The organism is Kitasatospora terrestris, from assembly GCF_039542905.1.
Taxonomy (GTDB): domain Bacteria; phylum Actinomycetota; class Actinomycetes; order Streptomycetales; family Streptomycetaceae; genus Kitasatospora; species Kitasatospora terrestris.
Window position 1 is genome coordinate 8122745 of the sequence record NZ_BAABIS010000001.1, and the last position, 18984, is coordinate 8141728.

Consider the following 18984-nt stretch of genomic DNA (forward strand, 5'->3'; position numbering starts at 1 on the left):
CCCCGTCCCCGCCGCTGCTCAGATGCTGCCGGTGATGCTCGCCTGGCCGGTCTCGATGTGGCCGACGAAGCGCTGCGACCAGCTGGGGTCCTCGGCGAGGGTGATGGTGTAGTCGTACCAGCCGTTGGCGTAGGCGACGTTGTTGAAGTAGTCGCCCTTGTTGTTCGCGTCCCAGTGGGAGCCCGCGGCGACGGTGTAGGTCCAACTGCCGCTGCGGTAGTGGTTGGAGGTGACGGTGAAGGTCACGGGGGAGCTGCCGTTGTTGGTGAAGGTGAACCAGATGGCGGTCTTGCCGGTGCCGGCCTCCTTGGCGAAGTAGGAGGTGACCACGGTCTTGCCGCCGGGCTTGGTGACGTCGCCCCTGAAGCGGCGCAGGAAGCGGTTGGGGCCGGTGACGCCGAGGTCGTACTTGCCGCCGCCGTAGCCGCTGCCGCAGTTGAAGTAGTCGTTGTAGGGGGTGCCGTCCGGATTCTTCTGGCCGGGGTCGAGGGTGTACTGCCAGGGGCCTCCGCCGCGCAGCGTCGGGTCGTTGGCGTACACGGCGAAGTGGGCGGACCTGGTGGCGGGGGTGACGGTCGGGTCGGTGTCGGTGCCGTTGCCCATGGTGATCCAGGCCTTGACCGTACCGTTGGGGTCCCAGGCGGTGAACGCCTGGAGGTGGGCGTTGGTCTGGTAGGGCAGTGCGCGGGCGGGGCGGGTGCCGGGCTCCTGCACGGGCTGGGCGTTGCCGGTGGGGGAGGAGTTGTAGCTGCTGCCGTTGTACTGGTTGGCGGCCGGGGGAGTGGGCAGCGCCGGCAGTCCGTAGACCGGGTTGGCGAAGTCGAACATGCCGGTGAGGTCGCCGCAGACCTTGCGGCGCCACGCGCTGATGTTGGGGCAGGTCGCCGGCTTGCCGATGGCGGTGGTCCAGGCCTCCAGGAACCGCAGGACCGAGGTGTGGTCGGAGGCCTCGGAGCTGACCCTTCCGCCGCGGCTCCAAGGGGAGATCGCGAACATCGGGACGCGGAAGCCGAGGCCGATGTTGGTCCCGGAGTAGAACTCGTCGGCGGTGCCGGCCGGGGCGACCGGCGGCGGGACGTGGTCGAAGAAGCCGTCGTTCTCGTCGTAGTTGATGAGGAGGACGGTGGAGTTGAAGACGCTGGAGTCGGCGTTGAGGGCTTGCAGCACCCCGTTGATGATGTACTCGCCGTTGCCGGGGGTGGCCGCGGGGTGCTCGGAGAAGTTCTGGTCGGTGACGATCCAGGACACCTGCGGCAGCGTGCCGCCCACCACGTCGCTCCGGATGGCGGCGACGATCGCGTCGGCGCTGGTCGGATAACTGCCCTGGGGGATCCGGGCCACGCCCTTGTAGAGCGGGCTGCTCGGGGTGAGGCCCTGGAAGTGGGTGAAGTACTCGAGCGCGTTGTCGCCGTAGTTGTCGTTGGTCTGGTAGACCTTCCAGCTGACGCCGGCGGCCTGCAGCGCCTCGGCGTAGGTCTGCCACTTCAGGCCGGACTCGTCGCCGCCGTCGTTGGCCGCGGGGGAGCCGGTGGTGCCGTTCGGGTCGATCCAGCCGCTCCAGTGGTAGGTGCGGTTGGGGCCGGTGGCGCTGAGGATCGAGCAGTGGTAGGCGTCGTTGACGGTCCAGTTGTCGGCCAGCGCGAAGTGGAACGGGATGTCGGAGCGCCGCAGGTGGGCGAGGCTCGCGACGCCCTTGGCCGACACCCAGGAGTCCATCTTCCCGCCGTTCCAGGCGGAGTGCTGGGTCGACCAGGAGTGCGAGAGGTCGGCGGCGCACTGGGCCTGGGCCTCGGTCGCCGTCGGCGTGAGGGCGTACGGGTACTGGCGGCCGGAGCCGTTCTTCTGGTTGAAGACGGTGTTGGCGGCGTCGAGTTGGATCGCGCTGATGTCTCCGTACCCGCGGACGCCGTTGAGGGTCCCGAAGTAGTGGTCGAAGGATCGGTTCTCCTGCATCAGGATCACCACGTGGTGGACGTCCGCGATGGTGCCGGAGGTGCCGAGCGTCTCCGCGGCGGCGGGCGTGGGGCTGCCCGGCCCGCCGGGCAGCGGGTCGACGGCGAGGAGGGCGCCGGCGGCGACGGCCGAGCCGAGGAAGGTGCGGCGTGTGACAGGCGACATGGGGGTCTGTCTCCCAGATGACCGAGGGTGTGGGGGCTGTCGGCATCCCGAGGCGGTGCAGTGTGCCGACTGCCTGGTGATCAGTCGGGGGTCGGGAGCCGCTAATGGTCCGGGATCTGCCGGATTGAGAGGTGCCGACGAGGCGTGGGCTCGGGTCGGCGAAGCGCATCGGTGAGGGTCGGACTCACTGATGGGCACAGATCACACCATGGGTGACCCGGCCCGTCAACGGGCCTGCGCCGACCGTGTCTCAACCTTTAATGGATCGAATGTGATCCTTTGATGATGTGAGTCGCCTACCTGTCGGTAGGGCTTGACCGCTTCGCCTGGATGTCGCAAGCTGGTCATCGACTGCTTGAATCTGCTTCTTCACGCCAAAATGTTTGCAGAGTCAAGCATGGTGAAGGGGGCTCGGGCACCGCCCGGCCGCTGTGCGGCGGGCTCGGCGACCGCATCGTCCGTACACCGGTCGCCGCCCTCGGCGTGCCCGCGGCCCGGGGTATCATCCCCGCGTGAGCGAACGGCCTTGGCAGGACGAAACCGGTGGCACGGAAGGCATCGTGCTTCGGCCTGTCCGCAACGGGAACGCGTACGAGGAGACCGTCGAGCGGGTCCTCCACGCGATCAAACTCGGCGTGTTCGCCCGCGGTGACCGCCTGCCCGCCGAGCGCGACCTGGCCGCGCGGTTGAACGTCAGCCGAGTGACCCTGCGCGAGGCGCTGAGCTCCCTCCGGGAGGCCGGTTACATCGAGTCGCGCCGCGGCCGGTACGGCGGCGCCTTCGTGACCTACCGGCCGACGCTCGCGGTCGACGTCGAGGACGCGCGCCGCCTGGTCAAGGACATGGGTGCGGAGCTGAACGACGTCCTGGCCTTCCGGACGGTGCTGGAGCCGGGCGCCGCGGCGTTCGCGGCCCAGCGCGACCTCAGCGGCGAGCAGCGGGCGTACCTGCAGCGGCGCCTGGTCGAGGCCGAGCAGGCGGACCTCGACGAGTACCGCCAGGCCGACTCGCGGTTCCACCTCGCCATCGCCGAGTTGACCGGCTCCACCTCGCTGACCGCCAGCGTCGCGGACACCCGGATCCGGCTGAACGACCTGCTGGACGCCATCCCCATGCTGGAGGCCAACATCGCGCACTCCGCCGCCCAGCACCGGGCGATGGTGTCCGCGATCCTCACGGGCGATCCGGAGGGCGCGCGCCGGGCGACGCAGGAACACCTCGATGCCACCGCCTCACTGCTGGCGGGCTTCCTGTCCTGACCGCCGGGGCCTCCCGCCCGTGCGGACGGCGAGGAGGGCCTCCTGGACCAGCCGGACCTGCTCGCGGACGGCCGCGGCCCAGGACTGCTCCCGGATGCAGACGCCGATCGCCGTGTCGTCGTCGCGATGGTGCCGGGCACCTGCCGGTGAACTGCTCAGGGCGCTGAGGCCGGCCTGCATGGCGAGGACATCGGCATCCAGGAACAGCCGGAGCGCGCGGGCCAGTTCGAGCGGGTTGCGGTGGAAGATCTGCTCGTGCCGCCACCGGGTGGGCGCCAGGTCGAACAGCCAGTCCTTCGCGGACTGCTCGAACCGCGGGTTCCCGGGGCGGACCACGGCACCGGGCCAGCGCGCCGACGGCGGATCGGCGGATCTGGGCCGAGGAAAGCGGTTGGGCTCTTCGACACGGGTCACGGTGCATCACCCCAGGTGTCGCGGCATCGGCAAGAAGGCCGGTCGATGCCGCCGAGTGCGGCCTTCGGCGTCTTCGGGTGCGAAGAGTCTGTGGCGGATTCCGCGGACTGTCAATGAATCCGGTGGCCGGCCGCGCGGTCACCGGATTCCGGTGGCGGCCTTCCAGGCGTTGACGTTGTCCTCGAAGCGGCGGTCGACCATCGACCAGTCGGGCACGAAGACCTCGACACCCGCCATGAGGTCCTTCAGCGTCTTGGAGTTGGCGCTGGTGTCCTCCACGTCGTCGCGGATCGGCAGCCCGGCGCTGGTGCTGCTGACGGTCTGCTGGACGTCGTGCGACAGCAGGAAGTCGACCAGCCTGCGGGCCGCCATTCCGTGCGGTGCGCCCTTCACGACGCCGGCGGTGTACGGGACGGCCAGGGTGGTGGGCTTGGTCCGGCCGTTGGGGGCGAGGAAGAAGATGCCCTGGTTCGGCAGCGCGGCCATCCGTGAGACGTTCATCTGGACGTCCCCGTTGGCGATCCAGATCTCTCCGGAGTCGACCTTGTCGGCGAGCTTCCCGGTGGAGCCCGACGGGCCTGCATTGTTGACCTGGAGATCCTTCAAGTACTCGAGAGCGGGCTGCTCGCCGCCGAAGTCGTGGATCGCCTTGATGAGGACGGCCGTTCCGTCGCCGGCGACGCCCGGCGTGGAGTACTGGACCTTGCCGCGGTACTTCGGACTGAGCAGGTCGGCCCAGGTCTTCGGCGGTTCCTTCACCTTGTCGCGGTTGTGGATGAAGCACAGGTAGGTGTTGACGATCGCGGTCCAGTACCCGTCCGGTGCGCGGTCCGCGACGTCCATGTCCGCCGCGCCCTTCGGGCGGTAGACGTCCAGCAGGCCCTCTTCGGCGGCGTGCTGGGAGAACGGCGGAAGGACCACGACGAGGTCCGTCCGGGGAGCGTTCTTCCGGCTCTCCAACTGCTGGACGATCTCACCCGATCCGGCTTCGGAGTACCGCACCCTGATCCCGGTCTGCTCGGTGAAGGCGCGGAAGGCCCTGTCGTAGAACCCGGTGCCGTCCTTGTTGCTGAGGCCGCTCGCGCTCGCCACCACGACCTCCTCGGCCTGCGCCTGTTGCTCGCAGCCCGCGGACGACACCACCAGGAGAGGGAGGAGAGCGCCGGCGGCGCGTCTCCTGCCGTGCGTCGACACCATGGGCAGGGTTCTCCTTCGGAAGTGGCGAGGCGCGCACAAAAGGACTGTTACTGAATCATTGAGTCAGTGTCCGTGGGGTGCGCGGTTTGATGGTGATCGCTTGGCGAGCGGGGCGCGCGATCGAGCGCAAAAGCTAGCAGGGTCCTTCTGGAGCGCTCAACTCAGCTTGCATTGAGGTGCGTTCGGCTCGACCGACGCCTCGGGTCGCGGAGCTGCCCGGCGGAACGGTGGCGTCCGGAAGCTTTCTGATCGGTTCGCTCAATGGTAAGTTGCTGGCCCATAGAAGCTCCAGTCGAGAGCGACCATTCCCTGCCCGGGGCTCGCGCCCCTCCCCGAAGGACCAGGACGATGAAGACGAAGATCGCAGCCATCGTGCTTGCCGGAACGGTGGCCTCCACGCTGTCCGGATGTGCCACGACCGAGGCCGAGGCCAGCACCTCCCCGTGCGGCAGGCTCGACACCGACCTGGCCTGGTACGGCGACAACGCCTCCAGGCTCCAGACCCTGCTCGACCGTGACGGGCACTGCGGGAAGAAGGGCCCGCATCCCGTGGCCGTCTTCGACTGGGACAACACCGTCGTCAAGAACGACGTGGGAGACGCCACCACGTTCTGGCTCCTGCGGCACGACAAGGTCCGCCAGCCGGCGGGCGGGGACTGGACGACCACCAGCTCCCTGCTCACCCCGGCGGCCGCCGCCGCGCTCGCGTCCGCCTGCGGGACGGCCGCCCCGGCCGGGTCCGCGCTGCCGACCAGCACCGACACCGCCTGCGCCGACGAGATCCTCTCGGTCTACTCCGACGCCAGGACGACCTCCGGACAGGACGCCTTCGCGGGCTGGAACCGCCGCCGGACGGAGCCCGCCTACGCCTGGGCCGCGCAGCTGCTCGCCGGCTACACCCCCGACGAGGTGAAGGACTTCGCCTCCCGGGCGCGGCAGGAGAACCTCGACGCGCCGGTCGGGGCCGAGCAGACCGTGGGCACGCACCGGGTGACCGGCTGGATCCGCTACTACGACCAGCAGAAGGACCTGATCCGCGCGCTCGGCAGGTCCGGTTTCGACGTGTGGATCACTTCGGCGTCCCAGGAGGACGTGGTCCAGGTCTGGGCCGCCGGCGTCGATCTGCCGGCCGACCACGTGATCGGCGTCCGGACCAGGCAGGAGAACGGGAAGCTGACCGCCGCCCTGGCCGGGTGCGGCGGCGACGACGACACCATCCCGTACATCGACGGCAAGCGCTGCGTCATCAACGAACGGATCCTCAAGGTGCCGTCGGCCAAGGCCTTCGACATCCAGCCGGTGAACCGCCGGCAGGCGTTCGCGGCCGGCGACTCCAACACCGACGTGTCGTTCCTGCGCGACGCCACGGAGCTCCGCCTGGTCATCAACCGCAACAAGGCCGAGCTGATGTGCAACGCCTACGACAACGCCGACGGCAAGTGGATCGTCAACCCGATGTTCATCTCGCCCAAGGCCGCCCTCACCAAGCCCTACCCCTGCTCCACCAGCGCGTTCACCAACCCCGACGGCTCCTCGGGGCCGGTCACCACCGACGGCGGGCGGGTCGTCCCGGACCAGCTGGACACCGTCCACTGACGGCCGGGGGTGCGCTCAGCCCAGGAAGCCGCGGAGCAGGGCGGCCGTGGCCTCCAGGTGCTCCGCGGTGGCGCGGCGGGCGGCGAGGGCGTCGCCGGAGAGGATCGCCTCGACCATGGCGCGGTGCTGGTGCGAGGCGTGCTCGATGTTGCGTTCCAGGATCGGAATGGCATTGAGCAGGTCGTTCAGGCGCATCCGGCTCGCGGCGATGCCGACGGCGAGTGAAGGCGAACTGGTGAGCTCGGCGATCGCCAGGTGGAAGCGGGAGTCGAGCCGGCGGTACTCCTCGGGGCCGGCGTCCTCCAGCTCCTCGTGCCGCCGCGTGAGATAGGCGCGCTGCTCGGCACTCAGCCGGCGTCGGGCGGCCAGCTCCGATGCGCCGCTCTCCAGCACCATGCGGTAGGTCAGCGCGTCCTCCAGCTCGCTTCCCATGTCCTGCACGGCCCGTCGCAGGTCCGCGAGGTCGGGGACGGGCGGGCGGTAGGTGACGAAGCTGCCGCCGTAGCGGCCGCGCCGGGACTCCACGCAGCCGGCGGCCTGGAGCGAACGGATCGCCTCGCGCAGGGTATCCCGGCTGACGTTGAGGCGGACGGCCAGGTCGCGTTCGGCGGGCAGCCGGTCGCCGTAGCCGAAGACGCCGAGTTTGACGGCTTCCAGGATCCGCTCGACGGTCTCCTCGAAGGCGTTGCCGGTCCGGACGGGGCGGAAGATCGCCCCGCCCTGCCAGTCCATCCACGGATCGCGGCCGGCTTCGTGTTCCACGGGAGGAATCGTACTCACGGCCAGACCTTTGGGAAGGGCCCCAGGTGACCTGGCGGCACTTCGGCCAGGGGGCTTGACGTCGGAGCGGCCGAGGCGAAAGCATGCGCACATCGCGTAAATGGTCTGGTCTCGGGCCATTAAGTGCCGAGGCGCCGCTGGCGCACATTTCGGATCCCCCACCGAACCCAAGGGGCGCACATGTCTCCCGACGACACGCACGTCACCCATCCTGCAGCATCCAACCTGCACGCCGTAACCCCCACCGCCGGCAGTGACGAGGAACGCCTGCGGCAGCTCGGCTACACCCAGGAGCTCGCCCGCTCGCTCTCGAGCTTCTCCAACTTCGCGGTGTCCTTCTCCATCGTCTCCGTCCTGTCCGGCTGTCTCACCCTCTACGGCTTCGGCATGGTGACCGGTGGCCCCGCGCTGATCACCTGGGGCTGGCCGCTGGTCGGCCTGATGACGCTCTGCGTCGGCCTGGCGATGGCCGAGATCTGCTCCGCCTACCCGACCGCCGGCGGCCTGTACTACTGGGCGGCCAAGCTGGCCCGGGGCAACGCCCCCGCGTGGAGCTGGTTCACCGGCTGGTTCAACTTCATGGGCCAGGTCGCGGTGACCGCCAGCGTCGACTACGGCGCCGCGAGCTTCACCAACGCCCTGCTCGACCTCCAGTTCGGCTTCGCCGCCACCACCCCGCACACGGTGGAGATCTTCGCGGTGATCCTGGCCCTCCACGGTCTGCTGAACAGCTTCGGGGTGCGCCTGGTCGCCCTCTTCAACACCGTCAGCGTCTGGTGGCACCTGGTCGGCGTCCTGGTCATCGTCGGCGCGCTGGCGCTGCTGCCCAGCCACCACGCCTCGGCCTCCTTCGTCTTCGGACACTTCGTCAACGAGACCGGCTTCCGCAACTCCCTGTACGTCGGCCTGCTCGGCCTGCTGCTCGCCCAGTACACGCTGACCGGGTACGACGCCTCCGCGCACATGACCGAGGAGACCAAGGACGCCGCCCGCTCGGGCCCCAAGGGCATCGTCAACGCCATCGTGGTCTCCATCGTGGCGGGCTGGGTGCTGCTGCTGGGCCTGACCTTCGCCATCCAGAACTACGACGGAGCACTCACCTCCTCCACCGGCGTCCCGCCCGCACAGATCTTCATCGACGCCATCGGCACCTCCGGCGCCAAGTTCCTGCTGCTGATCGTGATCGGCGCGCAGTTCTTCTGCGGCATGGCCTCGGTCACCGCCAACTCCCGCATGATCTACGCCTTCTCGCGGGACGGCGCACTGCCCGGCTCCAAGATCTGGCACCGGATCGACGAGCGCACCCAGACCCCGACCAACGCGATCTGGCTGGCCACCGGCGGCGCGTTCCTGTTGGGCCTGCCCGCGCTGTGGAACACCACCGCCTTCGCCGCGGTCACCTCGGTGTCGGTCATCGGCCTGTACCTCTCCTACGTTATCCCGGTCTACCTGAGGCTCCGTCAGGGAGACGCGTTCCAGGTCGGACCGTGGAACCTCGGCCGCTGGAGCAAGCTGATCGGCGCCGTCGCCGTCGTCTGGACCGGTCTGATCACCGTGCTCTTCATGCTCCCCACGGTCAGCCCGATCACCGCGAAGAGCTTCAACTACACCTCGGTCGCCATCACCGTCGTGATCGGCTTCGCCGCCGCCTGGTGGCTGCTCTCCGCCCGCCGCTGGTTCACCGGCCCCCGTACCCATGAAGCCGCTGACACCGTTCCCGCAGCGACCACCGAAATGGAGACCCTCGGATGAGCAGTGCACAGCTGTCGCTCGAGCAGCTCACTGCAGAGATCGCCGCCGGCACCGTCGACACGGTGGTCCTCGCGATGACGGACATGCAGGGCCGTTTGCAGGGCAAGCGGATCGCCGCCGACTACTTCCTGAGTGATGTGGTCCCGCATGCGGCCGAGGGGTGTGGCTACCTGCTGGCCGTGGACATCGACATGAACACCGTGGACGGCTACGAGGTCTCGTCCTGGGAGAGCGGTTACGGCGACCTGGTGTTCGTGCCGGACTTCTCCACCCTGCGCAGGGTGCCGTGGCAGCCGGCGACGGCGATGGTCCAGTGCGACATGGTCCACCACGACGGCAAGCCCGTCGCCGTCTCGCCCCGCCAGATCCTCAAGCGGCAGCTCGACCGCCTCGCCGCCTACGGCTGGCACGCCTACGCCGGAACCGAGCTCGAGTTCATCGTCTTCAAGGACACCTACGAGCAGGCCTGGGACAAGAACTACCAGGCCCTCACCCCGGTCAACCAGTACAACGTCGACTACTCCATCATCGGCACCGCCCGCATCGAGCCGCTGCTGCGCCGCCTGCGCAACGAGATGGCCGGCGCCGGACTGATCGTGGAGTCCGCGAAGGGCGAGTGCAACCTCGGCCAGCACGAGATCGCGTTCAAGTACGCCGACGCCCTGCGCACCTGCGACAACCACGCGGTCTACAAGACGGGTGCGAAGGAGATCGCGGACCAGGAGGGTTACAGCCTGACCTTCATGGCGAAGTACAACGAGCGCGAGGGCAACTCCTGCCACATCCACCTCAGCCTGCGCGACGACGCCGGCCGGCCGGTGATGGCGGGGGAGGGCCCGAACGGCTTCTCGCGGACGATGGAGCACTTCCTGGCGGGGCAGTTGGCCTGCCTGGCGGAGTTCTCGCTGCTGCTGGCGCCGAACATCAACTCCTACAAGCGCTTCGTCGCCGGGAGCTTCGCCCCCACCGCCATCGCCTGGGGGCGCGACAACCGCACCTGCGCCCTGCGCGTCGTCGGCCACGGGCCGTCGCTGCGGTTCGAGAACCGGGTGCCCGGCGGCGACGTCAACCCGTACCTCGCGGTCGCCGCGCTGATCGCCGCCGGCCTGCACGGCGTCGAGCAGCAGCTTGAGCTGGAGCCGGAGTTCACCGGCAACGCCTACGCCAGCGACGCGCCCCGGGTCCCGGCCACCCTGCGCGACGCGGTGGAGTTGTTCGAGCAGAGCTCTGCTGCCGCCGAGGCGTTCGGCAAGGACGTGGTGGGTCACTACGTCCACGCCGGGCGGACCGAACTCGCCGCGTACGACGCCGCCATCACCGACTGGGAGCGCCGTCGGGGGTTCGAGCGCCTGTGAAGCCGCTGATCGGAATCACCACCTACCGGGAGCCGGCCCGGTGGAGCGTGTGGGAGCAGGGTGCCGCACTGCTCCCGGAGAGCTACGTCGAGGCGGTCGAACGGGCCGGTGGCACCGCCGTGCTGCTGCCCCCGCAGGGGGAGATCGGCCGACTGGTCGAGGTGCTGGACGGGCTGGTGGTGGCGGGCGGTGCCGATGTCGATCCGGCGCGCTACGGCGCCGAGCCGCACCCCCGCACCGGTGCGCCGCAGCACGCCCGCGACACCTGGGAGCTGGCGCTGCTGCGGGCGGCCCTCGAAGCGGGCCTTCCCGTCCTGGGGGTGTGCCGCGGGATGCAGGTGCTGAACGTGGCGCTCGGCGGCGACCTGGTGCAGCACCTGCCGGACGGCAGCCACCAGGACCCGCCGGGTGTGTTCGTCAAGACCGAAGTGCGGACCGCGGACGGCAGCCGGATCGCATCCATCCTCGGTGCGGACGTCCAGGTCAACTGCTACCACCACCAGGCGATCGGTCGACTGGGTCTGGGCCTGCACGCCACCGCGTGGAGCGCGGACGGCGTGGTCGAGGCCGTGGAACGGAGCGGACGCGGGTTCGCCCTGGGTGTGCAGTGGCACCCGGAGACCGACCTGTCGGACCTTCGACTCTTCGAGGCTCTGACGGCGGCAGCCGTCCGGAACCTCGACTCGCAAGAACGGAAGGTTAGTTGTGGCTGAGGACCTGTTCGAGGTGGTCAATCCGGCGACGGAGGAGGTGATCGCGACCGTCGAGCTGGCGGACGAGGCCGCGACCGATGCGGCGATCGCGCGGGCGAAGGCGGCGTTCGAGGGCTGGCGGCGGGTTGCTCCGGGTGATCGGGCGCGGCTGCTGCGGGCGTTCGCGGCGGCCGTGGATGCCGATCGTGAGCACTTGGCGGCGCTGGAGGTGGCCAATGCGGGCCACACCATCGGCAACGCCCGCTGGGAGGCGGGGAACGCCCGCGATGTGATCGAGTACTACGCGGGGGCGCCGGAGCGGTTGTTCGGCCGGCAGATCCCGGTGGCGGGCGGGTTGGACGTGACTTTCCACGAGCCGCTGGGCGTGGTGGGTGTGATCGTGCCGTGGAACTTCCCGATGCCGATCGCGGCCTGGGCCTTCGCCCCGGCGCTGGCGGCGGGCAACACGGTGGTCGTGAAGCCGGCCGAGTTGACTCCGCTGACCGCGCTGCGGCTGGGTGAGCTCGCGCTGCGGGCGGGGCTGCCGGAGGGGGTGCTGCAGGTCCTGCCCGGGCGCGGCACGGTGGTGGGGCAGCGGTTCGTGACCCATCCGGATGTGCGGAAGGTGGTGTTCACCGGGTCCACCGCCGTCGGCAAGGCGATCATGGCCGGGTGCGCGGCGCAGGTGAAGCCGGTCACCCTGGAACTCGGCGGCAAGAGCGCCAACATCGTGTTCGCCGACGCCGATGTGGAGAAGGCGGCGGCGAGCGCCCCGTACGCGGTGTTCGACAACGCGGGGCAGGACTGCTGCGCGCGCTCCAGGATCCTGGTCGAGGCGTCGGTGTACGAGGAGTTCGTGCAGCGCCTGGAGGTGGCGGTGCGCGGGGTGCGCGTGGGTGATCCGATGGATGAGAAGACCGAGGTGGGTCCGTTGATCTCGGCCGCGCACCGGGAGCGGGTGGCCGGTTTCGTGACGGATCCGGTCTTCCAGGGGAGTGTGCCGGACGGTCCGGGTTTCTGGTTCCCGCCGACGGTGTTGACCCACGCGTCGCACCGGGAGCGGGCGTTCACCGAGGAGATCTTCGGCCCGGTGGTGAGTGTGGTGCCGTTCCGTGGCGAGGGTGATGCGGTGCGGATCGCGAATGACACGGAGTACGGCCTGTCGGGTTCGATCTGGACCCGTGACGTGGGCCGGGCGTTGCGGGTGGCGCGGGCGGTGGAGGCGGGGAACCTGTCGGTCAACTCGCACTCGTCGGTGCGGTACTGGGCGCCGTTCGGCGGGTTCAAGCAGTCCGGGCTGGGTCGTGAGCTGGGTCCGGATGCCCTGCACGCTTTCACCGACATCAAGAACGTTTTCATCTCTACCGAGGAGTGAGCATCATGACCGAGCGACTCGAGGGCCGGGTGGCCGTCATCACCGGTGCGGGCAGCGGCATCGGCCTGGCCACCGCGCGGCGCTTCGCCGCCGAGGGCGCCAAGGTGGTCTGCGTCGATCTGGACGAGACGTCCGGCAAGGCCGCCGCCGCCGAGGTCGACGGGATGTTCATCCAGCTGAACATCACCGACGAGGACGCCGTGAAGGCGATGTACGACACGGTGGTGGCCGAACTCGGCAGCCTGGACATCGTGTTCAACAACGCGGGCATCTCGCCGCCCGAGGACGACTCCATCCTCTCCACCGACCTGGCCGCCTGGCGCAAGGTGCAGGAGGTCAACCTGACCAGCGTCTTCCTCGGCTGCAAGTACGCGATCCCGCACATGCAGCGCCAGGGCAAGGGCTCCATCATCAACACCGCGTCGTTCGTCGCGGTGATGGGCGCCGCCACCTCGCAGATCTCCTACTCCGCCTCCAAGGGCGGCGTGCTGGCGATGTCGCGCGAGCTCGGCGTGGAGTTCGCCCGGCAGGGCATCCGGGTGAACGCGCTGTGCCCGGGGCCGGTCAACACCCCGCTGCTGCAGGAGCTGTTCGCCAAGGACCCGGAGCGGGCCGCGCGCCGCCTGGTGCACATCCCGCTCGGCCGGTTCGCCGAGCCGGAGGAGATCGCCGCCGCCGTCGCCTTCCTCGCCAGCGACGACTCCTCGTTCATGACCGCCAACACCTTCCTGGTCGACGGCGGCATCTCCGGGGCGTACGTCACCCCGGAATAGGCTGCCGCCGGATCCCTGACCCGCCCCTCCCCTCGGACGGGCCGTTCCGAGACCGGCGGGCCGGATCGGCAGGCATCGGCCGCCGCACTGTCGCTCAATGGGGCTGCCCGGCAGTCCCGTGGGGGAGTGGCAGCGCGGCGGCGCTACCGTCGCAGGACCAGGAGCTCACCCCATCCGCACCGCACCCTTCGAGGCCGGTCTTGGGCACGTCGTGGTGTCCGGGAAGGGGCGGAAAGGCTGCGGTCCGTGCTTCTCCAGCCCGCGCTGCCGGCGCGGGTGGGGTGGGTCACTGCCCGGCGGTGCCGGGGGCGGGGTCCGGGGCGGCGGGGTCCTTCGGAGGGTCCTGGCGCAGGAGGGTGGCGAGGAGTTCGGAGACGGTGGGGCCGGCGTCGGCGGGGTGGCGCAGCTGCTTGCTGGTGATGACGCTGTAGTGGTTGGTGCGGCCGCGGCGCTCGTGGCTCAGGTACCCGGCCTGTTCGAGGTCGGTGATGATGCGTTGGACGGCGCGCTCGGTCAGCAGGCAGAGGGCGGCGATGTCGCGTACGCGGATGCCGGGGTCGCGGGCGATCTGCACCAGCACGCGGGCGTGGTTGGTGAGGAAGGTCCACTGCCGCTCGACCGCCGTACCGTTCTCCATGCCCTCACGATAGGACCTGCGTCGCACGACGATCAAAACACGACAATGAATTCGTGCAATGGTTGACACGTCCGGCGAACGGGCGAACAGTGGAGGGACCGCCACCGCATCGCTTCCGCAGCGTTCCTCCGGTGCGGTGCCCCCTCGTCTGGAGATGGTGTTGCACGTGGATCCGATGAGCAGGGAAGGACTGGAGCGGCTCCGGACCGTGCTGGCCGAGCGGATCGGCGTGCCCGTCGAACACGGTCCGGATCCCGGCCGGGTCGAGCCGCTGCGCCGTCAGGTGTTCCACGCCGTCACCGGCATCGACGCGTACCTCACCGCGGTCGAGGCGGGAAGTCCGGCCGTCGTTTCCCTGCGCGCGCAGGCCGTGGACCTGTGGCAGGTCCTGCTACGGCTGGCGGCCGAGCCGCTGGAGGCGGCGGATGCGACGCCCGCCACCCGGGTGCCCCCGCCGGCGCCGGTGCCGCGGATCGAGCAGGACGGCGGGTCGACCTGTCTGAGGTCGGAGACCGTGCGGGTGGGCGGCGCCCTGGTGTGCTCGTTCAGCGGTGACATGACCCTGGACAGCGGGCCCGTGGCGGCGCGGGCGCTGGCCACAGCCCTGGAGCACCGTCCGGACCTGCTCGCCGTCGACATGGCCCGGGTGGAGCTGCTCACCTCCACTGGCCTCAACGTGATGCTGACCGCCCGTGGCCGCGCGGTCGACACCGGGATCCCGCTGGTGCTCGTCGCCCCCTCGCGGGTCACGGTACGGGTGCTGGAGCTCACCGGCACGACCGCGCTGTTCCCCAGCTGCGCCACCACCGAGGACGCCGTCCGGTACCCGCGCCCGTCCGCACCGCGTACGTGAACCACCGACGGCGGCGGGAGGGCGCGGCCGCCCGGGTGGAGCAGCGCTGCTGGAGAAACCGGGCTGCCTGCCCGAGGCTGGAAGGATCTGTCAGGAGGCCGAAGCGCACCGTGCGTTCGGGGACCTGAGCCCTGGGGCGAGGACGCCGGCGGTGGTCGGCGGAAGTCGTCGCTCCGACGAATCGCGAGGTGGAGTCGGTGTCTGAAGCGGTATTGGCGACGTCGTTCATCGCTGTCCGGCCGCGTGCGGCGGTCGAGGCCGGCGCGGCCGAGCTGGCACGGAGGTGCTCCCGGTCCGGCGCCGACGACGCCCGCGGGGCGCTCGCGGCGTGCGGGTGGGCGCTGGATCCGGTCGGTCCGGCGCCCGTGACCGGGTGGAGGGTCGTGGGCGTGCCGACGGAGCTGGACCTGGCGATCGAGGAGCGTGCCGCGATCGAACGGGCCCGGGACAGCCGGTGTCCGGCCGCCGACCGTGACTTCGCCCGCGGCGTGGCACTGGCACTGGAGTGGATGCTCGGCTTCGACCCGATCGAGGCGTGAGGGACGGATCCGGTGCGGTCGCCGTCCCATCGGGGCCTTCGCCCGGCGGAGGTCCGAGCTTTCGAGGGCTGCCGCCGCGCCCCTACGCCAGTGTCGCGTCCTCGGCGCTCAGGAGCTCCAGCAGCTCGGTGCGGTGGAGTGCGGCGACGCCTTCGAGCAGGTCGGGGTGGCGCAGCAGCGCGGCGGCTTCGCTGTCACGGGGCCCGGGGACGGTGAGGCGTCGCAGGTCGCCGTGGTCGGGCCGGTTGGCCCGGGCCGCGAGGGAGGGGTCGGCGAGGAAGCAGGCGGCCCAGCTGACGACCGTCTCGTCGACCCAGGTCCGCCAGGCGGTGTCGTCGGGCTGCGGATCGTGGCCGGTGAGCCCGTCCAGCCCGTGGGACCCCCCGGGGGACAGGAGGTGGAGCAGCTCGACGTCCAGGGCGGTGGGGAAGCGCAGTGCGGCCGCGAGGGCGGTGGCCTGGCGGGCCTGGGTCTCGGCGAGGGCCCGGTTGAGCGCCCCGGCGGGTGGCGGGTAGGCGGCCAGCAGCCAGCGGGCGGAGGCGGCGATGACAGGGGTGAGGTCGGTGGACACGGCGGTCGGTCCCTCGCGGAGCGGGCTCGCCCAACGGTCGTTCGGGTGCGAGCGCATCTGCGCGGAGCCGCGTTGCCCCGCTGGTGGCCACCCAGTGTAGGCGGCGGACCGGCAGCGTCGTAATGACCTCGGTCACGTTCCGTACCGGCGGTCGGACAGTCCCTGGCGGTCGGCCGCCCTCCGGGTCCAGCCGAGGAGGGTCTCGGTCGGCCAGGTGGTGACCAGCCGGTCGGGTCCGAGGCCGGCTCGGGCGGCGCGGGCGTAGCCGGAGGAGTGCCAGGACAGCTGGTCGGGGGCGTGCGCGTCGGTGTCGACGGCGAACAGGCAGCCCGCCTCGGCCGCCCGGAGGAGCAGGTCGTCGGGCGGGTCGCGGCGCTCGGGCCGGCAGTTGATCTCCACGGCCGTTCCGGCGTCCGCGCAGGCCCGGAACACCGCGTCGGCGTCGAACTGCGACTGCGGCCGGCCGCGGCCGGTGACGATGCGGCCGGTGCAGTGCCCGAGGACGTCGGTGTGCGGGTTGCGGACCGCGCCCACCATCCGGGCGGTCATCGGCCCGGGGTCGGATCGCAGCTTGGAGTGCACCGAGGCGACCACGACGTCGAGCCGGCCGAGGAGGTCGTCCTCCTGGTCGAGCGAGCCGTCGTCGAGGATGTCGCACTCGATGCCGGTCAGCAGGCGGAATCCGGGGTCCAGCCCGGCGTTGAGCGCGGCGACCGCGTCCAGCTGGTGCCGCAGCCGCTCGGGGCTCAGGCCGTGGGCGATCGTCAGCCGGGGCGAGTGGTCGGTCAGGACGGCCCACCGGTGTCCCAGCGCCCGCGCCGCCTCGGCCATCTCCTCGATCGGGCTGCCGCCGTCCGACCAGTCGGAGTGCACGTGGCAGTCACCCGTGGCCGCGCCCGCCAGGTCCCAGGCCCGGCGGGCGGCCGGCCCGGCCTCGGCCTCCAGTCGGGCGAGGTAGGCCGGCACCGCTGCGGCCGAGGCCTGGGCGATCACCTCCGCGGTGACCGGCCCGACGCCTTTCAGCCGCTGTGCCGAGGCCGCGTCCACCGGGCCGGGTGGCAGCGCGCGGGCGGCCTCGGCGGCGGTGTGGAAGGCCCGCACCCGATAGGGGGAGGCGCCGCGCCACTCCAGCAGGAAGGCGATCCGCCGCAGCGCCTCGACCGGGTCCATCGCTCGGACCTCCCGTGCGTGTTCCCCGCGGACCGGGGGTCGGAGCCGGACCCGGTCGAGGGGCGGGTCAGGACCTGCCGCGGCCGGTGACGAAGTCGCGCGCGCGGTCCACCAGCCCGGCGCCGGGTGCGAGGAGCTTGCTGGCCGTCGGACTGTTCGGCGCGGAGGGGTGCGGCCGGGTCGGGGCCACCGCCTTCGCCCGCCGGATCTTGTCGCCGAGGTCCATGAGGACCTCCGGCGTGGTCGCCTGCGCGAGCATCGGGAACAGGTTGGTGTCCTCGTCCTGGATGTGCTCGGAGACCTCGTCCATGAGTTCCTGCAGGGCGGGGCCCATCCGCGGATCGTCGGTGTCCATCTTCTCCAGCTGCTTGAGGAGCTTCTCCACCCGCTCGTGGTCCTCGATCTCCTTGTCCGCGAGCCGGTCGCCGCCCGCGATGTGCTCGCGCACCGCCGGGTACAGGTACTGCTCCTCGGCGACCGAGTGGCGCACCAGCTCGATCGTGACCTCGTCCACCAGAGCGCGCAGCTGCTCGCCGCCGCCCGTCATCGCCCGGATCCGGCCGAAGATCTCCTCGACCTCCCGGTGGTCGACCATCAGTTCCTCGATCACGTTTCCGCCGTGTCCCATTGCGCATGCGCCTTTCGTGTGTGCCTCGATGGTGTGAGCTCGGGTCGCAGGTTCAGTCCGGTGGTTCGTGCGGGCCGGGGACGGGACCGGGCCCGCCCGGTGCGGGCCTGGGCGGCTCCGGGGGAGGGACGGGCTGCCCGGGCGGGGCCGGGGGGTCCGGCGGCAGGGGCGGGCGGGTCGGCTCCGGCGGGCCGGGTGGCTCGACGGGCTCCGGCGGCCCGGGCGGGGCCGGGGGTTCCGGCTGCGGAACCGGGGTGATGTCCGTGTAACGCCGTCCGGCGTCGGTGGGGGAGTTCATACCGTCCGGCTATCCCCGATCCCCGGCGGCAAACGGGGCCGACAAGGTGCGGAAGTCGGCAGTCGGCAGTCCTGGGCGCGACGTGTCCGGGCCCCGCACGCGATCTCGTGTTCCGGTGATCGGTGCGGAGCCCGGGAGACGGGCTGGGCCGTCCAGGACGGCGGTCAGTGCTTGAGGGCGTCCTTCGCCTTCTGGCCGGCCTGCTTGGCGTCGCCCTTGGCCTGTTCGGCTTTGCCCTTGACCGTCAGGCTCTCGTTGCCGGTGGCCTTGCCGGTGGCTTCCTTGGCCTTGCCCTTCATGGATTCGGCGGTGTTCTTCATCTTCTTGCCCGCGCCCATGCTTTCCTCCTCGGATGCTCGGCTGTGCGCACCGCGTCTGCCCGGGCGGGGGGATTCCACACCCCGGACGGGGCAGAAGGTTCGTGGGCGGTCGGTGCTCTCGACCGTCGGTGCGGGAACGCTAGTCGTCCGACAGCAGGTGGCCGAGCGGCCCGAGGTCGATGTTGAGGTCTTCGGGGGTGAGGTCGAAGCGCTCCCGCAGGTCGGCCATCCGCTCCTCCAGGGCCATCAGGGTCAGGCCGATCTCCTCGATCCGGTCGTCGTCGAGGTCGCCCTGGTCGATCCGGCGCAGGGCCTGGCGCTCCATCAGCTGCCTGATCAGTTCCACGATCGCCAGCACCAGGGAGGCCAGGTCGCGTCCGACGGTTTCGGGATCGAGGGCGATGCGGCGGCCGGTGCCCGGCGTCCGGTCGTGGGGCGGGGGTGTCACGGCGGGTCCCCGTCCTGGTCGCCGGCGATGGAGCGGACCGAGGCGATCAGGGCCCGGAGGCTGATCCGTACCAGGTCGACGTCGGCGATCGACAGGGTGATCTCGCCCGCGATGACCACGCCGCCGGCCAGCACCCGGTCGAGCAGGTCGACCAGGGCGACGTCACGCTGCCGGAGGGCGGCCGACGACGTGGGGGACGGCTGGGCCAT

Annotated in this window: 20 protein-coding genes; 9 read left to right on the top strand and 11 right to left on the bottom strand. The window is 70.8% G+C overall.

The window, feature by feature from the left end; genetic code table 11:
* Nucleotides 1-18: 18 nt before the first annotated feature.
* The gene (locus ABEB06_RS37000) at nt 19-2118 is read right to left on the bottom strand and encodes a phosphocholine-specific phospholipase C (protein ID WP_345701329.1); all 2100 of its coding nucleotides are present in this window, start codon (nt 2116-2118) and stop codon (nt 19-21) included.
* Between the two features lie 512 nt (nt 2119-2630).
* Between ABEB06_RS37000 and ABEB06_RS37005 the strand changes: the two genes are divergently transcribed.
* Nucleotides 2631-3377 (top strand): FadR/GntR family transcriptional regulator, encoded by a 747-nt coding sequence (locus tag ABEB06_RS37005; RefSeq protein WP_345701330.1) that lies wholly within the window; start codon nt 2631-2633, stop codon nt 3375-3377.
* Here the strand turns inward: ABEB06_RS37005 and ABEB06_RS37010 are convergent.
* Together ABEB06_RS37010 and ABEB06_RS37015 are read right to left on the bottom strand one after the other, a co-directional pair.
* Entirely contained in the window at nt 3351-3713 is a 363-nt protein-coding gene (locus ABEB06_RS37010) for a hypothetical protein (protein WP_345701331.1), read from the bottom strand. The two genes, ABEB06_RS37005 and ABEB06_RS37010, sit on opposite strands and share 27 nt — an antisense overlap.
* Nucleotides 3714-3929: 216 nt before the next feature.
* Entirely contained in the window at nt 3930-4988 is a 1059-nt protein-coding gene (locus ABEB06_RS37015) for a 2-aminoethylphosphonate ABC transporter substrate-binding protein (RefSeq protein WP_345701332.1), read from the bottom strand.
* A 348-nt stretch (nt 4989-5336) separates the two neighbouring features.
* Here ABEB06_RS37015 and ABEB06_RS37020 point away from each other — a divergent pair, with 348 nt between their 5' ends.
* The gene (locus tag ABEB06_RS37020; RefSeq protein ID WP_345701333.1) at nt 5337-6584 is read left to right on the top strand and encodes a haloacid dehalogenase-like hydrolase; all 1248 of its coding nucleotides are present in this window, start codon (nt 5337-5339) and stop codon (nt 6582-6584) included.
* 15 nt (nt 6585-6599) lie between these two features.
* On the opposite strand, the gene ABEB06_RS37025 is transcribed toward ABEB06_RS37020, so the two are convergent.
* Nucleotides 6600-7346, bottom strand: a complete 747-nt coding sequence (locus tag ABEB06_RS37025) for a FadR/GntR family transcriptional regulator (RefSeq protein WP_345701334.1) — start codon at nt 7344-7346, stop codon at nt 6600-6602.
* 198 nt (nt 7347-7544) lie between these two features.
* On the opposite strand from ABEB06_RS37025, the gene ABEB06_RS37030 reads away from it, so the two are divergent.
* From ABEB06_RS37030 to ABEB06_RS37050, 5 genes are read left to right on the top strand one after another with little or no spacing between them, the layout of a single operon-like run.
* The gene (locus tag ABEB06_RS37030) at nt 7545-9116 is read left to right on the top strand and encodes an amino acid permease (RefSeq protein WP_345701335.1); all 1572 of its coding nucleotides are present in this window, start codon (nt 7545-7547) and stop codon (nt 9114-9116) included.
* The gene (locus ABEB06_RS37035) at nt 9113-10471 is read left to right on the top strand and encodes a glutamine synthetase family protein (RefSeq protein ID WP_345701336.1); all 1359 of its coding nucleotides are present in this window, start codon (nt 9113-9115) and stop codon (nt 10469-10471) included. Before ABEB06_RS37030 ends, ABEB06_RS37035 begins: the two co-directional genes overlap by 4 nt.
* Entirely contained in the window at nt 10468-11184 is a 717-nt protein-coding gene (locus ABEB06_RS37040) for a gamma-glutamyl-gamma-aminobutyrate hydrolase family protein (RefSeq protein ID WP_345701337.1), read from the top strand. Before ABEB06_RS37035 ends, ABEB06_RS37040 begins: the two co-directional genes overlap by 4 nt.
* Nucleotides 11177-12538, top strand: a complete 1362-nt coding sequence (locus tag ABEB06_RS37045) for an aldehyde dehydrogenase family protein (RefSeq protein WP_345701338.1) — start codon at nt 11177-11179, stop codon at nt 12536-12538. The genes ABEB06_RS37040 and ABEB06_RS37045 overlap by 8 nt, the downstream gene beginning before the upstream one ends.
* Before the next feature lie 5 nt (nt 12539-12543).
* Nucleotides 12544-13311: a 3-oxoacyl-ACP reductase gene (locus tag ABEB06_RS37050; RefSeq protein WP_345701339.1), complete on the top strand. Its 768-nt coding sequence runs from the start codon at nt 12544-12546 to the stop codon at nt 13309-13311.
* 286 nt (nt 13312-13597) lie between these two features.
* Here the strand turns inward: ABEB06_RS37050 and ABEB06_RS37055 are convergent, their stop codons facing one another.
* A complete protein-coding gene (locus tag ABEB06_RS37055; protein ID WP_345701340.1) occupies nt 13598-13948 on the bottom strand; it encodes a helix-turn-helix transcriptional regulator in 351 nt (116 codons plus the stop codon).
* 175 nt (nt 13949-14123) lie between these two features.
* On the opposite strand from ABEB06_RS37055, the gene ABEB06_RS37060 reads away from it, so the two are divergent.
* Both ABEB06_RS37060 and ABEB06_RS37065 read left to right on the top strand, forming a co-directional pair.
* Complete coding sequence (locus ABEB06_RS37060) at nt 14124-14801, top strand: STAS domain-containing protein (RefSeq protein WP_345701341.1); 678 nt, start codon at nt 14124-14126, stop codon at nt 14799-14801.
* Nucleotides 14802-15184: 383 nt separating this feature from the next.
* Entirely contained in the window at nt 15185-15340 is a 156-nt protein-coding gene (locus ABEB06_RS37065) for a hypothetical protein (protein WP_345701342.1), read from the top strand.
* Nucleotides 15341-15422: 82 nt separating this feature from the next.
* On the opposite strand, the gene ABEB06_RS37070 is transcribed toward ABEB06_RS37065, so the two are convergent.
* From ABEB06_RS37070 to ABEB06_RS37095, 6 genes are all read right to left on the bottom strand, one after another.
* On the bottom strand, nt 15423-15911 hold the full coding sequence (locus ABEB06_RS37070) for a hypothetical protein (protein ID WP_345701343.1): 489 nt from the start codon (nt 15909-15911) through the stop codon (nt 15423-15425).
* 132 nt (nt 15912-16043) lie between these two features.
* Complete coding sequence (locus ABEB06_RS37075) at nt 16044-17081, bottom strand: PHP domain-containing protein (RefSeq protein WP_345701344.1); 1038 nt, start codon at nt 17079-17081, stop codon at nt 16044-16046.
* Between the two features lie 67 nt (nt 17082-17148).
* Complete coding sequence (locus tag ABEB06_RS37080; protein ID WP_345701345.1) at nt 17149-17709, bottom strand: hemerythrin domain-containing protein; 561 nt, start codon at nt 17707-17709, stop codon at nt 17149-17151.
* 462 nt (nt 17710-18171) lie between these two features.
* Nucleotides 18172-18345, bottom strand: a complete 174-nt coding sequence (locus ABEB06_RS37085; RefSeq protein WP_345701346.1) for a CsbD family protein — start codon at nt 18343-18345, stop codon at nt 18172-18174.
* A gap of 121 nt (nt 18346-18466) precedes the next feature.
* Nucleotides 18467-18775, bottom strand: coding sequence for a gas vesicle protein K (locus ABEB06_RS37090; protein ID WP_345701347.1), 309 nt, complete (start codon nt 18773-18775; stop codon nt 18467-18469).
* Nucleotides 18772-18984, bottom strand: coding sequence for a gas vesicle protein (locus ABEB06_RS37095; protein WP_345701348.1), 213 nt, complete (start codon nt 18982-18984; stop codon nt 18772-18774). The genes ABEB06_RS37090 and ABEB06_RS37095 overlap by 4 nt, the downstream gene beginning before the upstream one ends.